This is a genomic window from Streptococcus sp. FSL W8-0197 (genome assembly GCF_037963785.1).
In the GTDB taxonomy this organism is placed as follows: Bacteria; Bacillota; Bacilli; order Lactobacillales; family Streptococcaceae; genus Streptococcus; species Streptococcus oralis_CQ.
The window spans coordinates 816,238-840,331 of the sequence record NZ_CP150168.1; the positions used below are offsets into that span (position 1 = coordinate 816,238).

At 40.8% G+C, this 24,094-nt stretch carries 31 protein-coding genes; 22 read left to right on the forward strand and 9 right to left on the reverse strand.

The window, feature by feature from the left end; translation table 11 throughout:
- Positions 1–228: 228 nt before the first annotated feature.
- The 4 genes from NYE79_RS04095 (at position 229) to NYE79_RS04110 (ending at position 3,440) form a co-directional block, all read left to right on the forward strand.
- Positions 229–1,131, forward strand: a complete 903-nt coding sequence (locus NYE79_RS04095; protein ID WP_084918208.1) for a DUF2268 domain-containing protein — start codon at positions 229–231, stop codon at positions 1,129–1,131.
- Positions 1,132–1,193: 62 nt separating this feature from the next.
- A complete protein-coding gene (locus NYE79_RS04100) occupies positions 1,194–1,562 on the forward strand; it encodes an EXLDI protein (protein WP_084918552.1) in 369 nt (122 codons plus the stop codon).
- Positions 1,563–1,774: 212 nt separating this feature from the next.
- Positions 1,775–2,779, forward strand: coding sequence for an NADP-dependent oxidoreductase (locus tag NYE79_RS04105; protein ID WP_084918209.1), 1,005 nt, complete (start codon positions 1,775–1,777; stop codon positions 2,777–2,779).
- A gap of 16 nt (positions 2,780–2,795) precedes the next feature.
- Positions 2,796–3,440 carry a TetR/AcrR family transcriptional regulator gene (locus NYE79_RS04110; protein WP_084918211.1) on the forward strand — a complete coding sequence of 215 codons (645 nt, stop codon included), beginning with the start codon at positions 2,796–2,798 and terminating at the stop codon, positions 3,438–3,440.
- Here the strand turns inward: NYE79_RS04110 and NYE79_RS04115 are convergent.
- The 3 genes from NYE79_RS04115 to gdhA are packed head-to-tail and all read right to left on the reverse strand — an operon-like array spanning position 3,423 to position 5,508.
- Positions 3,423–3,644: a hypothetical protein gene (locus NYE79_RS04115; protein WP_084918212.1), complete on the reverse strand. Its 222-nt coding sequence runs from the start codon at positions 3,642–3,644 to the stop codon at positions 3,423–3,425. The genes NYE79_RS04110 and NYE79_RS04115 overlap by 18 nt on opposite strands.
- Positions 3,645–4,130 (reverse strand): GNAT family N-acetyltransferase, encoded by a 486-nt coding sequence (locus NYE79_RS04120; RefSeq protein ID WP_084918214.1) that lies wholly within the window; start codon positions 4,128–4,130, stop codon positions 3,645–3,647. It lies immediately after the preceding gene.
- A gap of 31 nt (positions 4,131–4,161) precedes the next feature.
- Complete coding sequence (gene gdhA, locus NYE79_RS04125; protein ID WP_084918216.1) at positions 4,162–5,508, reverse strand: NADP-specific glutamate dehydrogenase; 1,347 nt, start codon at positions 5,506–5,508, stop codon at positions 4,162–4,164.
- Positions 5,509–5,713: 205 nt separating this feature from the next.
- Between gdhA and NYE79_RS04130 the strand changes: the two genes are divergently transcribed.
- From NYE79_RS04130 to NYE79_RS04160, 7 genes are all read left to right on the forward strand, one after another.
- Positions 5,714–6,649 carry a dihydroorotate oxidase gene (locus NYE79_RS04130; protein ID WP_084944619.1) on the forward strand — a complete coding sequence of 312 codons (936 nt, stop codon included), beginning with the start codon at positions 5,714–5,716 and terminating at the stop codon, positions 6,647–6,649.
- A 32-nt stretch (positions 6,650–6,681) separates the two neighbouring features.
- Positions 6,682–7,719, forward strand: coding sequence for a DNA polymerase III subunit delta (gene holA / locus NYE79_RS04135; protein WP_247924212.1), 1,038 nt, complete (start codon positions 6,682–6,684; stop codon positions 7,717–7,719).
- 69 nt (positions 7,720–7,788) lie between these two features.
- Entirely contained in the window at positions 7,789–8,394 is a 606-nt protein-coding gene (sodA, locus tag NYE79_RS04140) for a superoxide dismutase SodA (protein WP_000974728.1), read from the forward strand.
- 155 nt (positions 8,395–8,549) lie between these two features.
- A complete protein-coding gene (locus NYE79_RS04145; RefSeq protein ID WP_084944613.1) occupies positions 8,550–9,080 on the forward strand; it encodes a YutD family protein in 531 nt (176 codons plus the stop codon).
- A gap of 21 nt (positions 9,081–9,101) precedes the next feature.
- Positions 9,102–10,187, forward strand: a complete 1,086-nt coding sequence (gene rlmN / locus NYE79_RS04150) for a 23S rRNA (adenine(2503)-C(2))-methyltransferase RlmN (protein WP_247924211.1) — start codon at positions 9,102–9,104, stop codon at positions 10,185–10,187.
- A gap of 1 nt (position 10,188) precedes the next feature.
- On the forward strand, positions 10,189–10,668 hold the full coding sequence (locus tag NYE79_RS04155; protein ID WP_084944607.1) for a VanZ family protein: 480 nt from the start codon (positions 10,189–10,191) through the stop codon (positions 10,666–10,668).
- Between the two features lies 1 nt (position 10,669).
- Positions 10,670–12,211: an ABC-F family ATP-binding cassette domain-containing protein gene (locus NYE79_RS04160; protein ID WP_288203611.1), complete on the forward strand. Its 1,542-nt coding sequence runs from the start codon at positions 10,670–10,672 to the stop codon at positions 12,209–12,211.
- Positions 12,212–12,253: 42 nt separating this feature from the next.
- On the opposite strand, the gene NYE79_RS04165 is transcribed toward NYE79_RS04160, so the two are convergent.
- Positions 12,254–12,493, reverse strand: a complete 240-nt coding sequence (locus NYE79_RS04165; protein WP_000600214.1) for a zinc-ribbon domain-containing protein — start codon at positions 12,491–12,493, stop codon at positions 12,254–12,256.
- Between the two features lie 27 nt (positions 12,494–12,520).
- Positions 12,521–13,327: a peptidylprolyl isomerase gene (locus NYE79_RS04170; RefSeq protein WP_288203610.1), complete on the reverse strand. Its 807-nt coding sequence runs from the start codon at positions 13,325–13,327 to the stop codon at positions 12,521–12,523.
- Positions 13,328–13,544: 217 nt separating this feature from the next.
- On the opposite strand from NYE79_RS04170, the gene rpsP reads away from it, so the two are divergent.
- From rpsP to NYE79_RS04205, 7 genes are all read left to right on the forward strand, one after another.
- The gene (gene rpsP, locus NYE79_RS04175; protein WP_000268760.1) at positions 13,545–13,817 is read left to right on the forward strand and encodes a 30S ribosomal protein S16; all 273 of its coding nucleotides are present in this window, start codon (positions 13,545–13,547) and stop codon (positions 13,815–13,817) included.
- A 19-nt stretch (positions 13,818–13,836) separates the two neighbouring features.
- Positions 13,837–14,076, forward strand: a complete 240-nt coding sequence (gene kphA, locus NYE79_RS04180; protein WP_000379617.1) for an RNA-binding protein KphA — start codon at positions 13,837–13,839, stop codon at positions 14,074–14,076.
- Positions 14,077–14,119: 43 nt separating this feature from the next.
- Positions 14,120–14,452 (forward strand): MazG nucleotide pyrophosphohydrolase domain-containing protein, encoded by a 333-nt coding sequence (locus NYE79_RS04185; RefSeq protein WP_000654125.1) that lies wholly within the window; start codon positions 14,120–14,122, stop codon positions 14,450–14,452.
- 98 nt (positions 14,453–14,550) lie between these two features.
- Positions 14,551–15,339, forward strand: coding sequence for an alpha/beta hydrolase (locus NYE79_RS04190; RefSeq protein WP_000819211.1), 789 nt, complete (start codon positions 14,551–14,553; stop codon positions 15,337–15,339).
- Positions 15,340–15,369: 30 nt separating this feature from the next.
- Positions 15,370–15,888, forward strand: coding sequence for a ribosome maturation factor RimM (gene rimM, locus NYE79_RS04195; RefSeq protein ID WP_303431022.1), 519 nt, complete (start codon positions 15,370–15,372; stop codon positions 15,886–15,888).
- Positions 15,878–16,597: a tRNA (guanosine(37)-N1)-methyltransferase TrmD gene (gene trmD / locus NYE79_RS04200; protein ID WP_049550362.1), complete on the forward strand. Its 720-nt coding sequence runs from the start codon at positions 15,878–15,880 to the stop codon at positions 16,595–16,597. The genes rimM and trmD overlap by 11 nt, the downstream gene beginning before the upstream one ends.
- Positions 16,598–16,608: 11 nt before the next feature.
- Entirely contained in the window at positions 16,609–16,947 is a 339-nt protein-coding gene (locus NYE79_RS04205; protein ID WP_001196045.1) for an ATP cone domain-containing protein, read from the forward strand.
- A gap of 27 nt (positions 16,948–16,974) precedes the next feature.
- On the opposite strand, the gene NYE79_RS04210 is transcribed toward NYE79_RS04205, so the two are convergent.
- Positions 16,975–17,295: a hypothetical protein gene (locus NYE79_RS04210; RefSeq protein ID WP_303431021.1), complete on the reverse strand. Its 321-nt coding sequence runs from the start codon at positions 17,293–17,295 to the stop codon at positions 16,975–16,977.
- 103 nt (positions 17,296–17,398) lie between these two features.
- Here NYE79_RS04210 and NYE79_RS04215 point away from each other — a divergent pair, with 103 nt between their 5' ends.
- On the forward strand, positions 17,399–17,617 hold the full coding sequence (locus NYE79_RS04215; RefSeq protein ID WP_049479683.1) for a YdbC family protein: 219 nt from the start codon (positions 17,399–17,401) through the stop codon (positions 17,615–17,617).
- 33 nt (positions 17,618–17,650) lie between these two features.
- Here NYE79_RS04215 and NYE79_RS04220 read toward each other — a convergent pair whose 3' ends face one another.
- The 3 genes from NYE79_RS04220 to gor all read right to left on the reverse strand — a co-directional run bounded on the left by NYE79_RS04220 (position 17,651) and on the right by gor (position 20,627).
- Positions 17,651–18,208, reverse strand: coding sequence for a TetR/AcrR family transcriptional regulator (locus NYE79_RS04220; protein ID WP_339293808.1), 558 nt, complete (start codon positions 18,206–18,208; stop codon positions 17,651–17,653).
- Positions 18,209–18,600: 392 nt separating this feature from the next.
- Positions 18,601–19,137, reverse strand: coding sequence for a biotin transporter BioY (locus tag NYE79_RS04225; RefSeq protein WP_339293809.1), 537 nt, complete (start codon positions 19,135–19,137; stop codon positions 18,601–18,603).
- Between the two features lie 143 nt (positions 19,138–19,280).
- Entirely contained in the window at positions 19,281–20,627 is a 1,347-nt protein-coding gene (gene gor / locus NYE79_RS04230) for a glutathione-disulfide reductase (RefSeq protein WP_339293810.1), read from the reverse strand.
- Positions 20,628–20,893: 266 nt separating this feature from the next.
- Between gor and NYE79_RS04235 the strand changes: the two genes are divergently transcribed.
- Genes NYE79_RS04235 through NYE79_RS04245 form a run of 3 tightly spaced genes read left to right on the forward strand, consistent with a single transcriptional unit; the run spans position 20,894 to position 24,023 of the window.
- Positions 20,894–22,078, forward strand: coding sequence for an efflux RND transporter periplasmic adaptor subunit (locus NYE79_RS04235; RefSeq protein ID WP_339293811.1), 1,185 nt, complete (start codon positions 20,894–20,896; stop codon positions 22,076–22,078).
- A complete protein-coding gene (locus tag NYE79_RS04240; protein ID WP_061598264.1) occupies positions 22,062–22,763 on the forward strand; it encodes an ABC transporter ATP-binding protein in 702 nt (233 codons plus the stop codon). The genes NYE79_RS04235 and NYE79_RS04240 overlap by 17 nt, the downstream gene beginning before the upstream one ends.
- On the forward strand, positions 22,764–24,023 hold the full coding sequence (locus tag NYE79_RS04245) for an ABC transporter permease (protein ID WP_242747776.1): 1,260 nt from the start codon (positions 22,764–22,766) through the stop codon (positions 24,021–24,023).
- Positions 24,024–24,094: the final 71 nt, after the last annotated feature.

The window sequence follows — 24,094 nt, forward strand, 5'->3', positions numbered from 1 at the left end:
GATTTATTTTTTTCTGCTATCATCATTCCTATGAACAGTAGAAAAGTAAGTTTTTAATTTATTGATACTCCGGATATTACAATCTCAGTATTAAAGAACTTTATTGAAGGTAATTTTCGAACGGTTTGAGGTAATTTCAATGAAATTTTAATAGATATTTCAATTTTCTTCTTGACTCTGACCTTAGGTAAGGGATTATACTAATAGTAGATAAGAAAGGAGATTACTATGAAAATCAATATGATTCGTTCAGATAAAGTTTACCAAGAGATGCTCGAGCTCCCTTTAGAAAAGAGAGAAGGTTGCTTTCGAGCTAAAATATTAGCACCTTTTGCAACCAAATACCAAACGCAACACATTCCTCTGAAAGCGAAGTATCCTGGAGGATTTGATGCCTTGTTCCTGCTTGGCTTTATGAATCAGTTGCCCGCAACTCTCTCAGAAAAGGATAGACCAGCTATCGACGCTCTGAGCTCTGATCAACTCTGGCAGGACTGCCAGGAAACCATCAAGAGGAGTATCGGTCTTTTTAAGCAAGCTGGCTATGATTTAGAGATTGAGGATTACCATTTTACTATTTTATTGGGCAACCCTGAAAAGGCCATGTTACAGCTCAATAAGGGTTATAGCGGAGATGGTGGAATTCCAGGTTACCTCATGCTTAGTCTGCTACCGAATGACTATACTTTGCCACGTGTGCAAGCGGCACTGGCCCACGAGTGCAATCATAATGTCCGCTTCCAATTTATCAAATGGAACCAGCAGACGACATTAGCAGACTGGGTAGTCAGTGAAGGCTTGGCAGAGTCTTTTGCAGCTGAGCTCTATGGCAAAGATCTCATTGGGCCTTGGGTTACTTCAATCAGTCCAGAGCAGTTAGAAGAGATTAAGCCCATCATCTCCAGTCGGCTTCAGCTAACAGGGATGGCGGAAATGGCTCCTTATCTTTACGGTGATGAAATAGCTGAGATACAGGGTCAGATACCAGTCGGTATGCCCTATGCTGCAGGCTATGCCTATGGCTATCATCTGATACAAGCTTATCTGAAAAAGACTGGTAAGAACATTATTGAGGCTACAGTGACACCAACGAAACAGATTTTAGAGGTGACTAAAGATTTTTGGAAATGACACTTTTGCTTGAAAATCTGCCAGAGTCTGATATAATGAAAGTAATTTTTGGAGGTGATAGTATGCACTATAAAAGAATTGAATTGAAGGTGACAGATCAAGGAATTCATGAGCGTAAGATTTTTCAAGGTGTTAAGATTTTCAGCCGTAGTAAGTTATCTAAAGATCAGAAAAGCATTCTAACACAGAAGATTTACCTGACACCGAAGCAAAACATTGTTTACTATCAACGGACAGATGTCAACTATGACCAGAACTGGCATCATGATAAGGACTATTACGAACTAGTTTATGGTCAGTTGGACAGAGAGACTGTTTTTAAGGTTTGTCAAGATTTTGACGAACTAAGTCCTTTTCTGGAGAACGAGCTGCTGGAGAAGCTAAAAGAAAAGCAGTTAACAGGCAAATTTTTTGAAAAGTTAGATATATAAAAATCCGGCTGCTTTTATAAGCAGTCGGATTTCTTTGAGTTCTAGTTTGATAATCTTTCATGATAAAAATAGATCTATTTTTATCATGAACAGCTCACTTAGTTAGAAGTTTTGGAAACAGTATAGTTGCAATCTATGAAGAATAAGTGTATAATCAAGAAAAATGATTGAGTGCTCACTCAATTTTGTAGATGTGTAAAGGAGTTCATACAATGGTTGTTCAAGCAATACAATATAGTCGTTTCGGTGATGAAGAAGTGTTAGATTTAGTGAACATTAAATCTGACGCTTTGAAAGTGAATCAAGTTAGGATAGAAGTTCATGCTGTTGGTTTAAATCCTATTGATTATAAGACTTTTGAAGGTGCAAAGCCACTCCGATTTCTATCTTTTATGACAAAACTAAGGAAGCCAAGTCGTTGGTTTGAGTCAAAATCATCTCTTTTTCCAAGAGGTGTTGGTCGGGATTTTGCTGGAGTTATCATAGAAATTGGTGAAAGAGTAAATAGATTTGCAGTAGGGGATAAGGTTTTTGGAACAATGATCAGTGACCCTGGATTGGGAACCAAGAGGGGAGCTTTGGCAACAGAAATTTGTGTCAATGAATCGGAAATCATATCGAAACCAGATATGATTGATATGAACCATGCAGCTACTATGGGTGTAGCCTCTCTAACAGTGGGAGGTGCTTTTAGAAAGATTGAGCTAAACTCTAAAGATATTGTAGTGATTTCAGCAGCAGCAGGAGGTATTGGAAGTATCGCAGTACAGTATGCGGTTGCTAAAGGTGCGACAGTTATTGGAATTGCGAGTAAGAAAAATTCAGATTATCTGAAGTCTTTAGGTGCTATACCGGTAGCCTACGAAGAGAACATCCAGAATGCTCTTCTATCAGCAAGTGCAAAGCCAATTACAAAATTCTTGGATTGCTATGGAAGTGATTATGTTAAATTGGCTTTCAGTTTGGGATTGAAGGGCACGGCTATTGGAACGCTAGTACCTTCACCATATGTTATTATAAGAGGAGCTCAGTTCACGGGTCCGAGACATTCCACATATGATGATTTTAACACTCTAGCGGAAATGGTCTCAGATGGGAAGGTTCGGCTGAATATTGACCAGGTTTATGATTTTTCTCTAAAGTCAGTTAGAGAGGCATATCGTAGCCTGAAGTCGGGACATACTCGAGGTAAGAAGGTTGTAAAAGTAAGAGAGTAGCAGAGAGGTGCCAGCAATGGAAAGTTTAGAACAAAAGTATGCTCAGACATTAGAAAATAGCAACTTGAGTTTAAAACAACGTCAAGTTTTATTATCAAGTCTAAAGTTATTTTCAGAAATTGGCTTTGAAAATACAACAGCTAGCCTTATTTCTAAGGAGGCTGGAGTTTCAGAAGGGACAGTTTTTAGTTACTTTAAAACCAAGGAAGGCATCTTAGAAGCTATTCTGTCAACTTTTCTCGAACAGGTTATTCCAGATGTGATTGCTGATTTTTCTGAGAAGAAATTTACAGCAAACCAAGAGTCTTTTCCGCTATTTCTGAGAAGCATTGTTCGAGATAGACTAGTTTTCATTCAGAAGAATCAAATGCAAGTTAAAATTCTCTTGAGTCGTTCTTTTATTGATAAAACTATTTCTGACCAGTTAGGGAATGTTATTATTCACTCTATCATTAAGCCAATTAGTCCAGTCCTGAATCAGTTTAAAGAAAAGGGTGTTATCCGAGATTGGTCAAATGAAAGAATCGTTCGTTATATTTTAGCTTTGAGTCTTTCTTATATTATTCCAATGATGTTGAATGATAAGGAAGATGTAAACATAGATGAAGCAGTAAACGAAATTGTTGAATGCCTGTCTTTTGCCTTAGTAGAAGTAAAGTGAATTTTGATTTTTAAGCTTACTATTAAAAATAGTGAGCTTTTTTAAACCAATATAAAAATCCCCAATCAGAGTGATTGGGGATTGAAAAATAAATTGAAACAATACCTTTACTATCATAGCCTTGGCTACATTGTTAAAAGTTGTTTTAGCTGTGTTGTGGTTCTTGGTCATGATGTCTTCGAGTCGACCAGAGTATACTGCCATCTATTCATCTGATAAGAGGGATTTTATCATCCAGATATTCATAGCTGGGTGGCCGGCAGCGTTAGAAAGTGGTTGTTGCAGTGATGTGAAACCATAGTGCTGATAGATGGCCACAGCCGTAGCCAGTTCAGTAGAGGTTTCTAGATAAAGCTGTTCATAACCAGCTAGATGGGCTTCCTGGAATATCCTCTTTATCAACCTGCTGGAATAACCTTTGCCACGGCTATTTTTAGTGACGTACAGTTTTTGTAATTCAGCAATCTTATCAGACGCAGGTGCAAAGCCACCACAGCCAACCAGCTGACCTTCATCTTCCAGAATAAAGTAAGCTGCTCTCTCTTGCTGTTGATAGTAGTCGGCCAAATAATCTAGATGAGAATCAAAGTAGACAGTTCCAGGTTTGTCAAGCCCGAATTCTTCAAGACTAGCTCGAATGAGCTGCGCTACAGCTGGATTATCTCTTACTTCCATTGGCCGTAAGTTCATCATTTGTCCTCCGATAGGATGTATCGACTAATTAAACAATACCTTGTGCAATCATAGCGTTTGCTACGTTTTCGAAGGCAGCGATATTTGCTCCTGCAAGGTAGTCAGTACCAAGACCGTATGTTTCAGCAGTTGTTTTAGCTGTATTGAAGATGTTTGTCATGATGTCTTTGAGACGTCCATCAACTTCTTCACGAGTCCATGAAAGGCGAAGGCTGTTTTGGCTCATTTCAAGCGCTGAAACGGCTACACCACCAGCGTTGGCAGCTTTGGCAGGTCCGTAAAGGATTCCGTTTTCTTTGTAGACTTTAATCGCGTCAAGGTCACTAGGCATGTTAGCACCTTCAGATACGCAGATAACTCCTTGAGCAACCAAACGTTTAGCTGCTTCGCCGTTGATTTCGTTTTGAGTCGCACATGGAAGAGCGATGTCGTAGTTTCCAACGTAAGTCCATACAGAACCTTCATGGTAAGTAGCAGTTGCTTTCTCAGCTGCGTACTCAGTCAAACGAGCACGGCGTTTTTCTTTAACATCAACCAAAAGATCGAAGTCAATACCATTTTCGTCGATGACATAACCGTTTGAGTCAGATACAGAGATAACAGTAGCGCCGAGTTCAGTCGCTTTTTGAAGAGCATATTGAGCTACGTTACCAGAACCTGAAATAACCACTTTCTTACCAGCAAAACTGTTACCATTAGCTTTGAGCATTTCTTCAGTATAGTAAACCAAACCATAACCAGTTGCTTCTGGACGAATCAAGCTACCACCAAATCCAAGAGGTTTACCAGTCAAGACACCCGCATCAAATTGGTTAAGACGTTTGTATTGTCCGTAAAGGTAACCAATTTCGCGTCCTCCAACACCGATATCACCAGCAGGTACGTCAAGTGATGGTCCGATGTATTTTTGCAATTCAGTCATGAAGCTTTGGCAGAAGCGCATCACTTCAGCATCAGTCTTCCCTTTAGGATCGAAGTCTGATCCCCCCTTACCTCCACCGATTGGAAGTCCAGTCAAAACGTTTTTAAAGATTTGTTCGAAGCCGAGGAATTTCAAGATCCCTTGGTTTACAGTTGGGTGGAAACGAAGTCCGCCTTTATATGGTCCAACAGCTGAGTTGAATTGAACACGGTAACCACGGTTGACTTGGACTTTACCTTCACGGTCAACCCAAGGAACACGGAAAGAAATCACGCGCTCAGGCTCAGTGATACGTGCCAAGATGTTTTCTTCGATATACTCAGGGTGTTTTTCAAATACAGGTTCCAAAGTGCTGAAGAATTCTTCAACTGCCTGGAGAAATTCAGCCTCATGCCCGTTACGAGCTTTCACAGTTGCAAACACGCTTTGGATATAGTCTTTAGCAGATGTCATATCGTTCTCCTTTTTGTTGTTATATTTTATTACATGAGCCATTATAGCAGAATTTTTTTTGAGTGTAAAGAAAAAAACAGAAATTTTCTAAAAATTCTTTCAATTTACAAAACCGAACGTTTTATATAGAAATTAGTTTCTCAAAGAGAAAATCTTAAAGTATGGTATAATATTAGAAATAAAAGGAATCTGGAGGATCAGAATCATGGTATCAACGAAAACACAAATAGCTGGCTTTGAGTTTGATAATTGCTTGATGAATGCAGCGGGTGTGGCTTGTATGACGATAGAGGAACTAGAAGGGGTCAAAAACTCAGCGGCAGGCACTTTTGTTACGAAGACTGCGACCTTGGACTTTCGTCAGGGCAATCCTGAGCCACGATACCAGAATGTTCCACTTGGTTCTATCAACTCCATGGGCTTACCAAATAATGGCTTAGACTACTATTTGAACTATCTTTTGGACTTGCAGGAAAAAGAGCCAAACCGAACTTTCTTCCTATCTCTAGTTGGCATGTCTCCAGAAGAAACACATACCATCTTGAAAAAAGTGCAAGAGAGTGAATTCAAAGGACTGACAGAGCTTAATCTCTCTTGTCCAAATGTTCCAGGAAAACCTCAGATTGCTTATGATTTTGAGACAACAGATTGTATCTTGGCAGAAGTATTTGCCTACTTTACCAAACCTCTTGGAATCAAATTGCCACCTTATTTTGATATTGTTCACTTTGATCAAGCGGCAGCTATTTTCAACAAATACCCGCTCAAGTTTGTTAACTGTGTTAACTCTATCGGAAACGGCCTTTATATAGAAGACGAGTCGGTCGTGATTCGTCCTAAGAATGGTTTTGGTGGAATTGGTGGAGAGTATATCAAACCGACCGCTCTAGCGAATGTGCACGCCTTTTACCAACGTTTAAATCCCCAAATCCAAATTATCGGAACGGGTGGCGTTTTAACGGGGCGTGATGCCTTTGAACATATCCTCTGCGGTGCGAGTATGGTGCAAGTAGGGACCACTCTTCACAAAGAAGGTATCAGTGCTTTTGAACGCATTACCAATGAACTGAAAGCTATTATGGCGGAAAAAGGGTACGAGAACCTAGAAGATTTCCGTGGGAAATTGCGCTATATTGATTAAAGTTAGAAAAAAATCAGAAGAAAGGAGAGAAGATGCTAGCCATAGAAGAGAGTCAAAAGGTATCTCTATCAAATTTATCTAGCTTGATTCTATTTACAGGGACAGACCAGGGCCAGTTTGAAGTTATGAAGAGTCAAGTGTTGAAACAGATTGGTTATGATCCAGCTGATCTCAATTTTGCTTACTTTGATATGAAAGAAGTAGCCTATAAAGACTTAGAGTTGGAGTTGGTCAGTCTCCCTTTCTTTGCGGATGAAAAAATCGTGATATTAGACCATTTTGTCGATATTACAACAGCCAAGAAACGTTTTTTAACAGATGATGAGCTCAAGTCGTTTGAGGCATACCTTGATAACCCTTCACCGACGACTAAACTCTTGATTTTTGTGGAAGGAAAGTTGGATAGTAAAAGACGGTTGGCCAAATTGCTCAAACGAGATGCGACTGTATTTGATGCTATTGAACCCAAGGAACAAGAACTCCGCCAGTATTTCCAAAAATGGAGTCAGACACAAGGTCTGCAGTTTGTGGGGCAGTCCTTTGAAAATCTACTTCTCAAATCTGGTTTTCAATTTAGTGAAATCCAGAAAAATCTCCTTTTTTTGCAGTCTTATAAGTCAGACGGCGTGATTGAGGAGAAGGATATTGTCGAGGCTATACCAAAGACCCTGCAGGACAATATTTTTGATTTGACTCAGCTTATTTTAGCTAAGAAGATTGACCTGGCCCGTGACCTGGTTAGAGACTTGACCTTGCAAGGGGAGGATGAAATCAAGCTCATAGCTGTCATGTTAGGACAGTTTCGTACCTTTACCCAAGTGAAGATTTTATCAGAGACTGGTCAGACGGAATCGCAGATTGCAAGCAGTCTGGGAACTTATTTGGGGCGCAATCCTAATCCTTATCAAATGAAGTTTGCATTAAGAGATTCGAGAGGGATTTCCTTGGCTTTTCTCAAGCGAGCGATTTCTTATTTGATTGAAACAGACTATCAGATTAAGACAGGTATCTATGAAAAAGGTTACTTGTTTGAAAAGGCACTTTTGCAGATCGCGGCAGAAGCAAATTGAGCAAAAAACTTGAAAAAAGAGGATGATTGCGTTATCATTTTCATATAGAAAGAAAAAGAGGTATTACAGATGGCTATTATCTTACCAGACCTTCCATACGCATACGACGCTTTGGAACCATACATTGATGCAGAAACAATGCACTTGCACCATGACAAACACCACCAAACTTATGTAAACAATGCAAATGCAGCTCTTGAAAAACACCCTGAAATTGGTGAAGACCTTGAAGCCTTGCTTGCTGATGTAGACTCTATCCCAGCTGATATCCGTCAAGCACTTATCAACAATGGTGGTGGACACTTGAACCACGCTCTTTTCTGGGAATTGATGACTCCTGAAAAGACTGCTCCTTCAGCAGAACTTGCAGCAGCAATCGATGCAACATTTGGTTCATTTGAAGAGTTCCAAGCAGCCTTTACAGCAGCAGCTACAACTCGCTTCGGTTCTGGATGGGCTTGGTTGGTTGTCAACAAAGAAGGAAAACTTGAAGTAACTTCAACAGCAAACCAAGATACACCAATCTCAGAAGGAAAAAAACCAATCTTGGGCTTGGACGTTTGGGAACATGCTTACTACGTGAAATACCGCAACGTGCGTCCTGACTACATCAAAGCTTTCTTCTCAGTCATTAACTGGAATAAGGTAGACGAGCTTTACGCAGCAGCTAAATAATAAAATATGGAGGGAAGAATTGTTCTTCTCTTTTTAAAGTTATAAAGCAGAAGTCTGACAGAATCGTCAGACTTTTTTCATTTTCAGGATATTCGTGCCAACTTGTAGAAAATATGGTAAAATAGAGTGTTAAGTAATCGTGGAAAAGGAAGACTATGCGTAAAGAAATTGCACCTGAATTATACAATTATAACAAGTTTCCTGGCCCAGAATTTCATGTGAATGGGGATAAGGTTGAGACTGAAGGGATTGCTTTTACCTTGGTTGAAAATATCAAGGATGCTTTCGATGTGACCGTCTTTAATCAACGCTTCTCAGAAGTGTTGACCAAGTTTGATTATGTCGTGGGGGACTGGAGCAATGAACAGCTCCGTCTACGTGGCTTTTATAAAGACGACCGAACAGAGGAAAAAATTGAAAAAATCAGTCGCTTACAGGATTATCTTTTAGAGTATTGTAGTTATGGTTGTGCTTATTTTGTCCTAGAAAACCAAGCACCGAAGCGTGCGTCGTTTGACAAGAAAATGCGTAAAAAGGAAGAGGAGAATCTTCCTAGAAGAGGAAAGAAACCTTCTCAAAACAAGAGAAAACCAAATGCGGATAAGCGAAATAGACGTCGTCATAAGGATCAAAAGTCTCAGAAAGAGGACAAGGGACAGCGCCATTTTATCATTCGTCAGAAATAGATAGAGAAATAAGGAGAAGAGATGAAACCGTCTATTTATAGTTTAACACGTCAAGCCATGCAAGAATGGGTATTAGAACAAGGGGAAAAGAAATTCCGTGCAGATCAAATCTGGGAATGGCTCTACCGTAAACGTGTCCAGTCATTTGAAGAAATGACCAACCTTTCCAAGGATTTGATTGCCAGGCTCAATGACCAGTTTGTGGTCAATCCTTTGAAACAGCGGATCGTACAAGAGTCAGCTGACGGTACTGTTAAGTATCTTTTCGAGTTGCCAGATGGCATGTTGATTGAGACAGTACTCATGCGTCAACACTACGGTTTGTCAGTCTGTGTGACCACTCAGGTTGGCTGTAATATTGGTTGTACCTTCTGTGCGTCAGGCTTGATTAAGAAGCAACGTGACCTTAATAACGGTGAAATTGTAGCGCAGATCATGCTGGTTCAGAAATACTTTGATGAGCGTGGTCAGGACGAACGTGTCAGCCATATCGTTGTCATGGGAATTGGTGAACCATTTGATAACTACAACAATGTATTGAATTTTGTCCGTACCATCAATGATGACAAGGGGATGGCAATCGGTGCTCGTCATATCACGGTTTCAACCTCAGGTTTGGCCCATAAAATTCGTGACTTTGCTAATGAAGGCGTACAGGTCAATCTGGCTGTTTCCCTTCACGCACCAAACAATGAATTGCGTTCAAGCATCATGAAAATTAACCGTGCCTTTCCGATTGAAAAGCTTTTCGCAGCTATTGAGTATTATATCGAAACAACCAATCGCCGTGTGACCTTTGAATATATCATGCTCAATGAAGTCAACGATGGCGTTGAACAAGCCTTGGAATTGGCTGAGTTGCTCAAGAACATCAAGAAATTGTCTTATGTCAACTTGATTCCTTATAACCCAGTTAGTGAACATGACCAATATAGCCGTAGTCCCAAAGAGCGTGTGATGGCCTTCTACGATACCCTCAAGAAGAAAGGGATTAACTGCGTTGTCCGTCAAGAGCATGGTACAGATATTGATGCAGCTTGTGGACAATTGCGCTCCAATACAATGAAACGTGACCGCCAGAAGGCAGTCGCAGCGGTAAATCCATAAAATGACAAGAAAAAGAGAATTAATCTTGAGATTGGGAGTGGCTATTTACAGCCTTTGCATTGTCTGTTTTTGCTTCACTCCCCAACCTCAGCTTCCTACAGGAGTGGAAACTCCAGGTATTCAAACTTTTGGACGCCTGGTTTTTCTTTTAACTCCCTTAAACTCCCTTTGGAATCTGGGTGAAGTGACCAGTTTGGGACAAGTCCTTTGGATCTTTTTGCAGAACATTTTAAATGTCTTCTTGCTTTTCCCGCTAGTCTTTCAACTGATCTATCTCTGTCCAAACTTGCGACAAACCAAAAAAATCATCCTTCTCAGCTTTCTACTGAGCCTAGGAATCGAGTGTACGCAGCTGGTCTTAGACTTTTTCTTTGATTTTAATCGCGTCTTTGAGATTGATGATTTGTGGACCAATACCCTGGGAGGCTATCTGGCTTGGGTTCTCTATAAAGGACTGCATAAAAACAAGATAAGGAATTAGAATGAGTATTTTAGAAGTTAAAAATTTGAGTCACGGTTTTGGTGATCGTGCAATTTTTGAAGATGTGTCTTTCCGTCTCCTCAAGGGAGAGCATATCGGTCTAGTTGGTGCTAACGGTGAAGGGAAATCAACCTTTATGAGCATCGTGACTGGTAAGATGTTGCCAGATGAAGGGAAGGTGGAGTGGTCCAAATATGTGACTGCTGGCTATCTGGATCAGCACGCTGTGCTAAAGGAAGGTCAAACCGTGCGTGATGTCTTGCGTACAGCCTTTGATGAGCTATTTAAAGCAGAAGCTCGTATCAATGACCTCTATATGGAAATGGCAGAAGACGGGGCGGATATTGATGCACTCATGGAAGAAGTAGGAGAGCTCCAAGACCGTTTGGAGAGTCGAGATTTCTATACCTTGGATGCTAAGATTGATGAAGTAGCGCGTGCTCTCGGTGTCATGGACTTTGGCATGGATACGGATGTAACTGCCTTATCAGGTGGACAAAGAACCAAGGTGCTTTTGGCTAAACTCCTCCTTGAAAAACCAGATATCTTATTGCTGGACGAGCCAACCAACTACTTGGATGCTGAGCATATTGACTGGCTCAAGCGCTATCTCCAAAACTATGAAAATGCCTTTGTCCTCATTTCGCATGATATTCCTTTCCTCAACGACGTAATCAATATCGTTTACCATGTGGAAAATCAACAGTTGACGCGTTACTCTGGTGACTACTACCAGTTCCAAGAAGTCTATGCCATGAAGAAATCTCAGCTAGAGGCGGCTTACGAACGTCAGCAGAAAGAGATAGCTGACCTCAAGGACTTTGTCGCTCGAAACAAAGCGCGTGTTGCAACGCGTAATATGGCCATGTCCCGTCAAAAGAAATTGGATAAGATGGATATTATCGAACTCCAAAGCGAGAAACCAAAGCCATCCTTTGATTTCAAACCAGCTCGTACGCCAGGGCGCTTTATCTTCCAAGCCAAGGACTTGCAGATTGGTTATGACCGTCCCCTTACCAAACCCTTAAACCTCACCTTTGAACGCAATCAAAAGGTTGCTATTATCGGTGCAAATGGTATCGGGAAAACAACCCTCTTGAAGTCTCTCTTGGGAATTATTCCACCAATCGCTGGGGAAGTTGAACGCGGTGACTATCTAGAACTTGGTTACTTTGAACAGGAAGTAGAAGGTGGCAATCGTCAAACACCACTAGAGGCTGTCTGGAATGCCTTTCCTGCCCTTAACCAAGCAGAAGTTCGTGCAGCCCTTGCCCGCTGTGGTTTGACGACCAAGCATATCGAAAGCCAAATTCAGGTCTTATCAGGTGGTGAACAAGCCAAGGTGCGTTTCTGTCTCTTGATGAACCGTGAAAACAACGTCTTAGTGCTGGACGAGCCGACCAACCACTTGGATATAGATGCCAAGGATGAACTCAAACGCGCTCTTAAAGAATACAAAGGAAGCATTCTTATGGTTTGCCACGAACCAGACTTCTATGAAGGCTGGATGGACCAAATCTGGGATTTTAACAAGCTAACTTAAAGCCGCTAAAAAAGCCAAGTCGAAATGACTTGGCTTTTTTGACTAGTAATTTAAATAGTTTTCAACTTCAGATTTCTCAATTTCTTTACCGTAGTGGCAAATCGGACAAGAAACGAAGTAACTTTTACCATAAGGAAAAAGTGGAATCCAGTAAAGGGTGAACTTGCGCCCAGTTTCTACGATCTCCCAAGTGTCGACATTGTTACAATGACCACATTCGATCGCTGTTTGCGTATGTCCCAAATCTTTCTGATAACCTTTAGAACCCCAAAATAAAATCATGTCATCGTCTCCTTATCTGTTGATGGCTTATTTTTTACTGAAGTCGTAGTCTTTCACCACTTCGATACTATCAATGGTGATAGCAGACGTTGGTTTGTCTTTCTCATCTTTTTCAGCTTTGGCAATCTTATCGACAACATCCATGCCATCGATGACTTGACCAAAGACAGGGTGTTTGCCGTCTAGACTAGGATTTCCGCCCTCTTTATAGGCTTCGATGATTTTCTTTGGATACTTGCTAGTAGGGAGTTTAGCTGAAATATCTGTTGAGTTTTGGTTGATGAAGAACTGGCTACCGTTGGTGTTTGGTTGACCAGTGTTAGCCATAGCAAGGGCTCCTCGGATATTGTATAGGTAAGGAGAGATTTCATTTTTGAAACCAGTTCCCTTGTCCTTTGTTTTATCCTTATCATGCCAGATAGATTGGCCCCCTGTACCATCTCCCTTAGGATCTCCAGTTTGGACCATAAATCCATCAATGACACGGTGGAAGGTAATGCCGTTATAATAGCCTTCCTTAGCGTGAGTAAGGAAGTTTTCAACCGCAAGAGGTGCTAGTTTTGGAAAGAGTTTGATGCGGATATCGCCTTGATTTGTGTGTAAAATGACCTCAGCTTCATCTTCAGCAACTTCCTTAGAAAGTTGAGGGAAGTTGGCATTTTCATTGGTCAATGCGTCATTCAAATCTTTGGCAGCCTGAGCAGCTGCTTTTGAGCTTTCTTCAGCTGAGATGCTGGAGTCGACATATTCATCACCACGGAGACTACGTTGGATACTAGTACATCCAACAAGGGCTACAGTTGATAGTAAAAGAAGGGTTGCTAGTTTTTTCATTGTTTTCCTCTCAAAAATTCATTTCTACCATTGTACCCTAAAAGGGAGGTGATTTCAAATGTTAATGATTTTACTAAAAATTTCTAGGAGTTAAAAAAATTAAAACTCTGTCAAGTTTTTTTCTTGACACCTGTCAGAAATCTGCTATAATAGAACATGTGCTAAATAGCTCAGCTATTTCACCGAAATAAAAAAATAAGAAAAGAGACATTAAAAAATGGCAGTTAAAATCCGTTTGACTCGTATGGGTTCTAAGAAAAAACCTTTCTACCGTATCAACGTAGCAGACTCACGTTCACCACGTGACGGACGTTTCATCGAAACAGTTGGTACTTACAACCCACTTGTTGCTGAAAACCAAGTAACTTTGAAAGAAGACCGCGTTCTTGCATGGTTGGCTGATGGAGCTCAACCTTCAGATACAGTTCGCAACATCCTTTCAAAAGAAGGCGTATTGAAAAAATTCCACGATTCTAAATTCTCAAAATAAGTTTAAAGTAGGTTGACAGATGGATACGATTGAAAATCTCATTATTGCGATTGTGAAACCTTTGATTTCACAACCTGATGCCTTAACTATCAAGATCGAAGACACACCAGAGTTTTTGGAGTATCACTTGGATCTTGACCAAAGCGATGTCGGTCGTGTTATCGGTCGTAAAGGTCGCACTATCTCAGCGATAAGAACGATTGTCTACTCTGTCCCAACTGAAGACAAGAAAGTAAGAATCGTTATCGATGAAAAATAAAGAAAGCGGGACAGAAGTCTCGCTTTTTTGTGAGGAGGAGAAGATGAAGGATTTAACGTTTAGACAATTACAAGCTTACTTACTCGAACATTACCAGCAATCTCGGACTGAGGAAGGTCTCTTTATCAAGCTAGTGGAGGAAGTCGGAGAAGTAGCCGAGGTCTTGAACGGGCGCTCTGGTCGAAAAGAGTCTGTCCAGGACTCAAATGAGGAACTAGCCAAAGAACTAGCTGATATCATTCACTACACCGTCGCAATCGCGACCATAAACGACATTGATCTAACCAAAACCATCTTTGACAAAGATAAGAAGGCTGCCATTAAGTACCAACATGAACGAGATTTGGAAGAATTTTTGGAGGGAAAATATCTATAGTGTCTTTTTTCTTCAACTTGTGAAAATCCCTAGAACGTGATAAAATAAAGGATAAGGGTTTTTAATAAATCATTGTTATAGAATGAGTGGATTTCTTTATGAAACGATTTGAAGTAACTACAAAAATTGGCAGCCTCTCTGTTACTTATAAAAAGCAAAAGAAAGTGCTTGTTTGTTTAAATGGCGCAGGTTTGCTACCAAGTTATGAAAATTTTTCACTTATACTTGAAAAACTTCCTCCCACAATTGGTTATTTGACAATTGATTTTCCAAACACAGGTAGGAGTCCGATTCATGACCAATCTGGAAAAAATCTGGACAATCTTGTAGACGCGGTTTATGAAGTACTTGAAGAATTGGCGATTTATGAATATATACTTTGTGCACATAGTTTGAGTGGAATTTTAGCTTGCAAATTGATGAACAAATCAATTAAGTGTCAGGCTTTAGTAGCAATTGAACCAACAACTAAAAAAGTAATGTTTTCTGATTTTTCAGAAAATCCTTATCCAGAAATGGAAGAGCAAATGAGACTGATTGAAGAGTGTGGCCCCGAAGTCTATTTTAAGAACATAACTCAAGCAGCATTTAGCTCTGAAACTAATGAAGAAATCTGGGATTTAGTGCAAGAAAAAGATTCAGAGTTGGAAAGACAAGTTCCAGAATTTCATATATATTGTGAGATTACTGAGGAAGATTTTAAGAATGTATCTATAGAAGCTCATGTCCCTGTATTTATTTTTTGTCAGGCTTATAGAGAAAAAGAATACAGAGACTCAGAATATTGGACTTCCAATACTAAACTCATTTTAGGAGGGAATCACCATTATTTACAATGGTCTGAATCAGAAAAAATTGCGAATATTATTCGAGAATTGTCAGAATAAGATGGAAAGAAGGAGAGTACAGGAGACAAGATGAACTACTTTAATGTTGGGAAAATCGTTAATACGCAGGGTCTACAAGGTGAGATGCGAGTCTTGTCTGTGACTGATTTTGCTGAGGAACGGTTTAAAAAAGGGGCAGAGCTGGCTTTATTTGATGAAAAAGATCAGTTTGTCCAAACAGTGACCATTGCAAGTCATCGTAAGCAGAAGAACTTTGACATTATCAAGTTCAAAGATATGTACCATATCAATGCGATTGAAAAGTACAAGGGATACAGTCTCAAGGTCTCTGAGGAAGACCTAAATGACTTAGATGATGGTGAATTCTACTATCACGAGATTATCGGTTTGGATGTTTACGAGGGAGATAACTTGATCGGAACTATCAAGGAAATCCTACAACCAGGTGCCAACGATGTCTGGGTGGTCAAACGAAAAGGTAAGCGTGATTTGCTTTTACCTTATATTCCGCCAGTAGTTCTCAATGTTGATATTCCAAACAAACGGGTTGATGTGGACATCTTAGAAGGGTTAGATGATGAAGATTGATATTTTAACCCTCTTTCCGGAGATGTTTTCTCCGCTGGAACACTCGATTGTTGGGAAGGCTCGAGAAAAAGGGCTCTTGGATATCCAGTATCATAATTTCAGAGAATATGCTGAAAAGGCCCGTCATGTTGACGATGAGCCCTACGGAGGCGGTCAGGGGATGTTGCTCCGAGCTCAGCCCATTTTCGATGCTTTTGATGCTATTGAAAAGAAAAATCCCCGTGTCATACTTCTTGATCCTGCTGGGAAACAGTTCAATCAGGCTTACGCTGAAGATTTGGCCCAGGAAGAGGAACTGATCTTTATCTGTGGTCACTATGAAGGGTATGACGAGCGTATCAAGACCTTGGTAACCGATGAAATTTCCCTAGGAGACTATGTCCTGACTGGTGGTGAGTTGGCAGCCATGACTATGATTGATGCGACCGTGCGCTTGATTCCAGAAGTGATTGGTAAGGAGTCTAGTCACCAGGATGATAGCTTCTCTTCGGGACTTCTCGAATATCCTCAGTATACTCGCCCTTATGACTATAGAGGCATGGTCGTGCCAGATGTGCTCATGAGTGGGCACCATGAAAAGATTCGCCAGTGGCGACTGTATGAGAGTCTAAAGAAAACCTACGAGCGCAGACCTGACCTGCTAGAAAACTATCAACTAACATCCGAAGAAAAAAAGATGCTGGCTGAAATCAAAGAAAACAAAGAATAAAGGAGAACCTTATGCAAGTAATTAAACGTAATGGAGAAATTGCTGAATTTGATCCAGATAAAATTTACCAAGCTGTCCTAAAAGCAGCTCAAACAGTTTATGTTTTGACCGATGACCTACGTCAAAACTTAGCTCAAGTTACTAAAAAAGTCGTTTTGGACTTGGAAGAAGCAAAAGTAGAACGTGCCACTATCAGCATGATCCAATCAATGGTCGAGCACCGCTTACTTGGAGCTGGCTACATTACCATTGCAGAACACTATATCTCTTATCGCTTGCAACGTGATTTGGAGAGAAGTGGTTATGGCGACCATATCGCCGTTCACCTTCATTTTGAACAAATCCGTTAAGAAAAAGAGTGGGATGCAAAGAACATCTCACTCTTTCTTAAATAGACTTTTCTGAGCTTTTTGTACAGTTGAGGGAACGAAACGAAGTCGCTTAATGTCACTGATACGAATGATTCGAGTTACGTTTTTTGAAAAATTTTTGATGATAATTTGTTGGCGATTAGCATCGTGTTTAACAATATCACCCGTAAAACTTGTCTCAGCAAGTATGACATGAATAGCCGACTTTTTCTGGATGGCTTGTTCAATCATAGCAGTTAGGGAGTTGTCCTCGATTTGAGGATGATCATCATTCCCATTGAGAAAACCATGTAGTTTATCTAGAACTAGTTTGAATGTCTGTCTCATAGAATCCTCCCTTCTTATATATCCACATTATATAAAATTTTCCTAAAAACCACAAGATTTTTACGAATAGACTATAGAAAGCATATCACATAAAGGAGTTAAAATGGCAGAATTTACATTTGAGATCGAAGAACACTTGCTCACCTTGTCTGAAAATGACAAAGGATGGACAAAAGAACTAAATCGCGTTAGCTTTAATGGAGCACCAGCAAAGTTTGATATTCGTTCTTGGAGTCCTGACCATACTAAAATGGGCAAAGGAATCACGCTTTCCAATGAAGAATTTCAGGTAATGGTCGATGCCTTTAAAGGGCAACAATAAAAAGAATCTTGAGTGCAACTCAAGATTCTTTTTTTAGGATACAATATAGTCACACAGAGAAGTTTTAGATAATTGAATGAAAGTCTTTCTAAATTCTTCAGGTGGAATTGGATCATCTTTACGAATCCAGACTTCAATGAAAGAGATTGCCATGGTCGTAATGATATAAGCGATGTCCTCTTTATTAAAATTATATTTCAGTTGGTAATTGACATTCTTTAGTACCCACTCTGAGTATATTCCACGCAGAAATTCCTTCCAACATGGGTCGACTTGTGTGGTATACAAGGTGTTAATAACTTCCCTTTTTTCGTATATGAGAGGAAGTATATGGTCTGCTAAAAAGCTGATAGGATCTCCATCATTGCTAGCGCAGTACTTATTAAAGACGTTAAAAATGTCTTGATTGGTCTCTTCGTGAATGTATTCGATAATATCTTCAAAGTTGTTAAAATGCTTTTGATAAATCGCTTGTCGTGAAATACCAGCTTCAGCAGCAATTTCAGTCATTGTAAAGGAACTACGTTGAGGATTTTTCTTAGCTAGCGTGATGAGAGCTTTAATGATTAGCTCACGAGTATTCTTTGCCATAGAATTACCATTCTTCTTATAATTATTTACAGTTATTTTTGAATGAAGAAAAATCAGAATGTTCAAGTTAATATAAACAATCAATGAACATTAAATTTTCTGAATCTTTTAGGTAGCTCTATTGTATCACAAATAATTTATAAAATATAGCTCTCTCAGTGAAAATGCGTTTTCTGAAAAGTATACAATTGCCAACCTTCCGAAATCAATGGAAGCATATTTGGTTTGAATCAATTAGAATACTTTTCTACTTTGCATATTGTGAATAGCTATAATTTGAAGAATAAAACGATTAATATTCATACTGGTATAAGAATAGTAGAGTAGCTAAATAGTGTACAGTTGATTCTTAGAATGGAAATAGTCCAGAACAATTGTTCTGGACTATTCTTTTATCTTGAAAAATATGGAAGGCTTTTTAATCGTTCAAGTAGGGGACGACTAATGAAACTAATGGCAATAATCTTACCAAGATCAGGGAGGATAAAGGGAAGGACACCGACAGCTAGTGCCTTATCAAATGGCATCCCGGCAAGGAAGTGGAGGCTGAGAATACCTCCGACAAAGACGAGGGAGTCACCCAAGAGGTTGGCTAGGAAAATGCGAATGTAGCCACTATTTTGATGGATGAGATAAGATGTAAGTCCAGCATAGACAAGGTCGAACCAAAGATAGCCTGCACTTGGGCCGACTAAAACGTGAAATCCAGCTCCTCCCCCTGCAAAAACAGGTAAACCAATGGCGCCCAGCAAGAGATAGAGAGCTACAGATAGAACAGCTTCTCTGGGTTTAAAAACAGTAGCAATCAGACCAATCGCAAAGTTTTGCAAAGTGAAAGGTACAGGACCGATAGGGAGACTGATTTGTGCCAATACGGCGATGAGAGCAGCACCGATAGCAGGGATAGCATAGATATGAGCTTTTTTCAAAACTGTTAACCTCTTTTCAAAATTATAGTAACTATTATACTGATTCAGAAACAAAAGTCAACCTATTTTTTATAATGGGGTAACAATTTTGTAACAGCCGATTTTACATGTAAAAAGAGACCTCTTCAGGTCTCTTGCGATAATTAGCGCATGGTCACAAATTCTTCAGAAGCAGTTGGGTGGATAGCTACTGTAGCGTCAAAGTCTGCCTTGGTCGCTCCCATCTTGATAGCGACTGCAAATCCTTGAATCATCTCATCCACTCCGTAACCAAGTCCGTGAAGTCCAACAACTTTTTCGTCATCACCGGCGGTGATGAGTTTGAAGCGAGATTCTTGACGATGGTTTGTAACGGCTGAGTACATAGATGCAAAGCTTGACTTGTAGACTTTGATGTTATCTTGGCCGTATTCTTTGATAGCTTGATCCTCAGTTAAACCAACGGTTCCGATTGCTGGGTGGGAGAAGACAACTGTAGGGATAGTCGTGTAGTCCATCTTGGCATTTGTTTTCCCGTTGAAGAGGCGTTCAGATAGGGTGCGTCCTGCCTTGATGGCTACTGGGGTCAATTCCTTCTCACCAGTGACGTCTCCAAGGGCGTAGATGCCATCTACAACTGTATTTTGATATTCATCCACTTGGATAAACCCACGTTCGTTGAGTGTAACTCCAGCCTTTTCTAACTCCAGTCCGTCTACATTTGGACGGCGGCCGGTAGCCCAGATAACTTGGCTTGCAGTGTGATTAGAACCATCTTCGAAATGAATGGTAATACCTTGCTCCGTTTCTTCGAGCTTGACGGGTACCTTATGTGTGTGCAAAGGTAGACCTGTTTTTTCCATTTCATTGACAAGTCCTTCAACGATGTAGCTGTCAAAACCACGCAAGGGACGATCGCGACGGACAAACAAATCGGTTTTTACTCCTAGTGCGTGGAGAACACCTGCTAATTCAACAGCGATATAGCCAGCTCCAAGAATCGCAACGGATTCAGGAAGTTGCTCCCAAGCAAAGACATCGTCTGAGCTACCACCGAGTTCAGCTCCAGGAATAGTTGGGATGCTTGGACGAGCGCCAGTCGCAATCACGATATGCTTGGCACGAATCAATTCACCATTGACGCTAACGGTGTGGGAATCAACAAAATGAGCACGACCTTCAATCAAATCAACACCGTTGCGCTTGAAACTTCCATCATAAGACGAGCGGGCACGATCGATGTAGGCTTCACGGTTTTGACGAAGTTTTGCGAAATCAAATTGAACATCTGAACTCGTAAACCCATAGTCAGGGCCGTAGTGGTGGAAGCTTTCAGCGATTTGCGCTCCATACCACATGATTTTCTTAGGAACGCAGCCGACATTGACGCAGGTTCCACCTAATTTTTTCTCCTCGATAACAGCTGCTTTAGCACCGTGTTCGCCAGCGCGGTTCATAGTGGCAATGCCACCGCTCCCTCCACCGATGGCAATGATATCATATTCTCTCATAGAAAACTCCTTATAGCTTTGATAGTCATATTCTATCGTTTTTATTTTTTGAATGCAAAAATCTGCTACGATAAAAAAATTATAAAAACGCTTGCCAAATTCCAAAAGATATTGTATTATATATCTAGAACAATAACCCAATAAACGAATGCCGAACGAAATAATGATCCTGAATTGTCATTGTTTCCATCTGAACTGTCATTGTTTGGGCTTGGTGTTTCTGATATAATGGGTTTTGTAAGGCAAAAATATAAAGGAGCTTGAAAATGAAAAGAAATAAAAAGGCAAAAAAATGGCAATTATACACAGCGATTGGTGTTGCCAGTGCTATTGTTATCGGTGCTGCGGGGATTTTGATTTTTAGACAACCTTCCCAGTCAGCAGTCAAGGAGGAAACCTCTCATATCGTTACTGCTAAGGAAGGTTCTGTTGCTTCATCGGTCCTCTTGTCAGGTACGGTTACAGCAAAAAATGAACAATACGTTTATTTTGATGCTAGTAAGGGAGATTTAGATGAAATTCTCGTTTCGGTTGGAGACAAGGTCGAAGAAGGGCAAGCTTTGGTCAAATACAGCAGTGCAGATGCTCAAGCTGCCTATGATGCAGCTGATCGTGCAGTTACAAAGGCAGACCGTCATATAGAGGAGTTAAACAAAGCTCGTGAAAATGCATCAGCTGTACCAGCTTCCCCACAGATTCCAACAGAAGCAGGACTCCCAGAACAAGCGCAAGCAGCGACTTCTTCCGTATCCTCTATCGACTCTCAAATCAGTGATGCCAAGGATAACCGTGCAGATGCTGTGGCTCAGCTCAACAAGGCTCAAGCACAGCTAGATGCCGCAACTGTCCTCAGTACACTAGAAGGGACTGTAGTTGAAGTTAATCGTAATGTTTCCAAATCGCCAACAGGTAATAGCCAAGTGGTAGTACATGTCGTAAGTAATGAAAACTTGCAGGTCAAAGGGGAGTTGTCTGAATACAACCTTGCTAACCTTTCTGTAGGCCAAGAAGTTACCTTTACTTCGAAGGTTTACCAAGATAAGAGCTGGACAGGAAAAATCAGCTATATTTCTGATTATCCTAAAAACAATGGAGAAGCAGCAAATGCAGCCCTTGGAGGAAATACTGGATCTAAGTACCCTTATACTGTTGATGTGACTAGCGATATCGGTGAGTTGAAACAAGGCTTCTCTGTCAGTGTGGAAGTCAAAAATAAGAGTAAGGCCATCCTTGTTCCTTTGACAAGTGTCATTACTGAAAATGACAAAAATTATGTCTGGCTTGTAGACGACCAGAAAAAAGCGAAGAAGGTAGAAGTTACATTGGGGAATGCCGACGCAGACAACCAAGAAATTACTTCAGGTGTGACAGACGGAGCCAAGGTCATCAGTAATCCAACATCTTCCTTGGAAGAAGGAAAAGAGGTGAAGGCTGATGAAAAAATTAATTAGTCTAAAAAATATCTGCAGGAGTTATCGAAATGGTGACCAAGAACTGCAGGTCCTAAAAAATATTAACTTAGAAGTTCATGAAGGTGAGTTTGTTGCCATTATGGGACCATCTGGTTCTGGTAAGTCTACGTTGATGAATACCATAGGAATGTTGGATACACCAACTAGTGGAGAGTACTATCTTGAAGGGCAAGAAGTTGCAGGTCTTGGAGAGAAACAGCTTGCCAAGGTCCGCAACCAGCAAATCGGCTTTGTATTTCAGCAGTTCTTTCTCTTGTCCAAACTCAATGCACTTCAAAACGTCGAATTGCCCTTGATTTACGCTGGAGTTTCAGCTTCAAAACGTCGAAAATTGGCTGAGGAATTTCTGGAAAAGGTTGAGCTAACGGAGCGCAGTCAGCATTTGCCTTCCGAGTTATCAGGTGGTCAAAAGCAACGTGTAGCGATTGCGCGTGCCTTGGTAAATAATCCCTCTATCATCCTAGCAGACGAACCCACAGGAGCCTTGGATACCAAGACAGGAAATCAAATCATGCAACTGTTGGTGGAGTTAAACAAGGAAGGGAAGACCATTATCATGGTCACGCATGAGCCTGAGATTGCCGCCTATGCCAAACGCCAAATTGTCATTCGTGATGGGGTTATCTCATCAGACAGTGCTCAGGTAGAAAAGGAGGAAAACTAGATGCAGAATCTGAAATTTGCCTTTTCATCCATTATGGCCCACAAGATGCGTTCCTTCCTCACCATGATCGGGATTATCATCGGAGTTTCGTCTGTCGTCGTCATCATGGCTTTGGGAGACTCCATGTCTCGCCAGGTCAATAAAAACATGACCAAATCACAAAAGGATATCCATGTCTTTTTCTCTCCTATCAAAAGCAAGGACGGCTCCTTCACGCAGAAACAATCCGCTTTGACAGTCAGTGGGAGAGAAGAGGATGTTCATGTTGAACCACCAAAACCACTGGAGTCTTGGGTCAAGGAGGCTGCCAAACTCAAAGGAGTAGACAGTTACTATGTCACTAATTCGACCAACGTTACCCTATCTTATAAGGATAAGAAGGTTGAACGAGCGACTCTGACAGGCGGAAATAGCACCTACATGAACGCAGTTGAAAATGAAATCGTTGCGGGTAGAAGTCTAAGACCGCAAGACTACAAGGAATTTGCCAGTGTGATTTTGTTGGATGAAGAACTAGCCAAGAGTTTGTTTGATAGTCCAGAAGCTGCGGTTAATCAAGTCATCTCTGTCAATGAATTTAGTTACCGTGTGATTGGCGTTTATACTAGCAATGAAGCTAAAACTGCTAAAGCCTTTGGGATTGGTGGTCTTCCAATTACGACCAATATCTCTCTTGCAGCCAATTTTAATACTGATGAAATCTCGAACATCGTCTTTCGTGTCAATGATACTAGTCTAACACAGACCTTGGGTCCAGAGTTGGCTCGAAAATTGACTGAGATTGCAGGTCTTCAGCAAGGGGAGTACCAAGTTGCGGATGCAACTGCAGCCTTCCAAGAGGTACAACAACTCTTTGGTTTTATGACAACCATTATCAGTGCCATCGCAGGAATCTCTCTCTTTGTCGGGGGAACTGGTGTTATGAATATCATGTTGGTTTCGGTGACAGAACGCACGCGTGAGATTGGTCTGCGGAAAGCTCTCGGAGCTACACGGGCTAATATCTTGGTACAGTTTTTGATTGAGTCTATGATCTTGACCTTGCTAGGTGGTGTCATCGGTCTTGGGATTGCTGCTGGAATGACCATGTTAGCCGGAGTATTGCTTCAAAACATGATTGCAGGTATCGAAGTTGGGGTTTCCCTCCCAATCGCTCTCTTTAGCTTGGCTGTGTCAGCCAGCGTTGGTATGATATTTGGAGTCTTGCCGGCCAATAAAGCCTCTAAGCTCGATCCAATCGAAGCCCTTCGTTATGAATAAGATATAGAGCAGAAAAAACAAGATGGACATTTGTCTGTCTTGTTTTTGTATGAATTTCTCTATCGAAAATC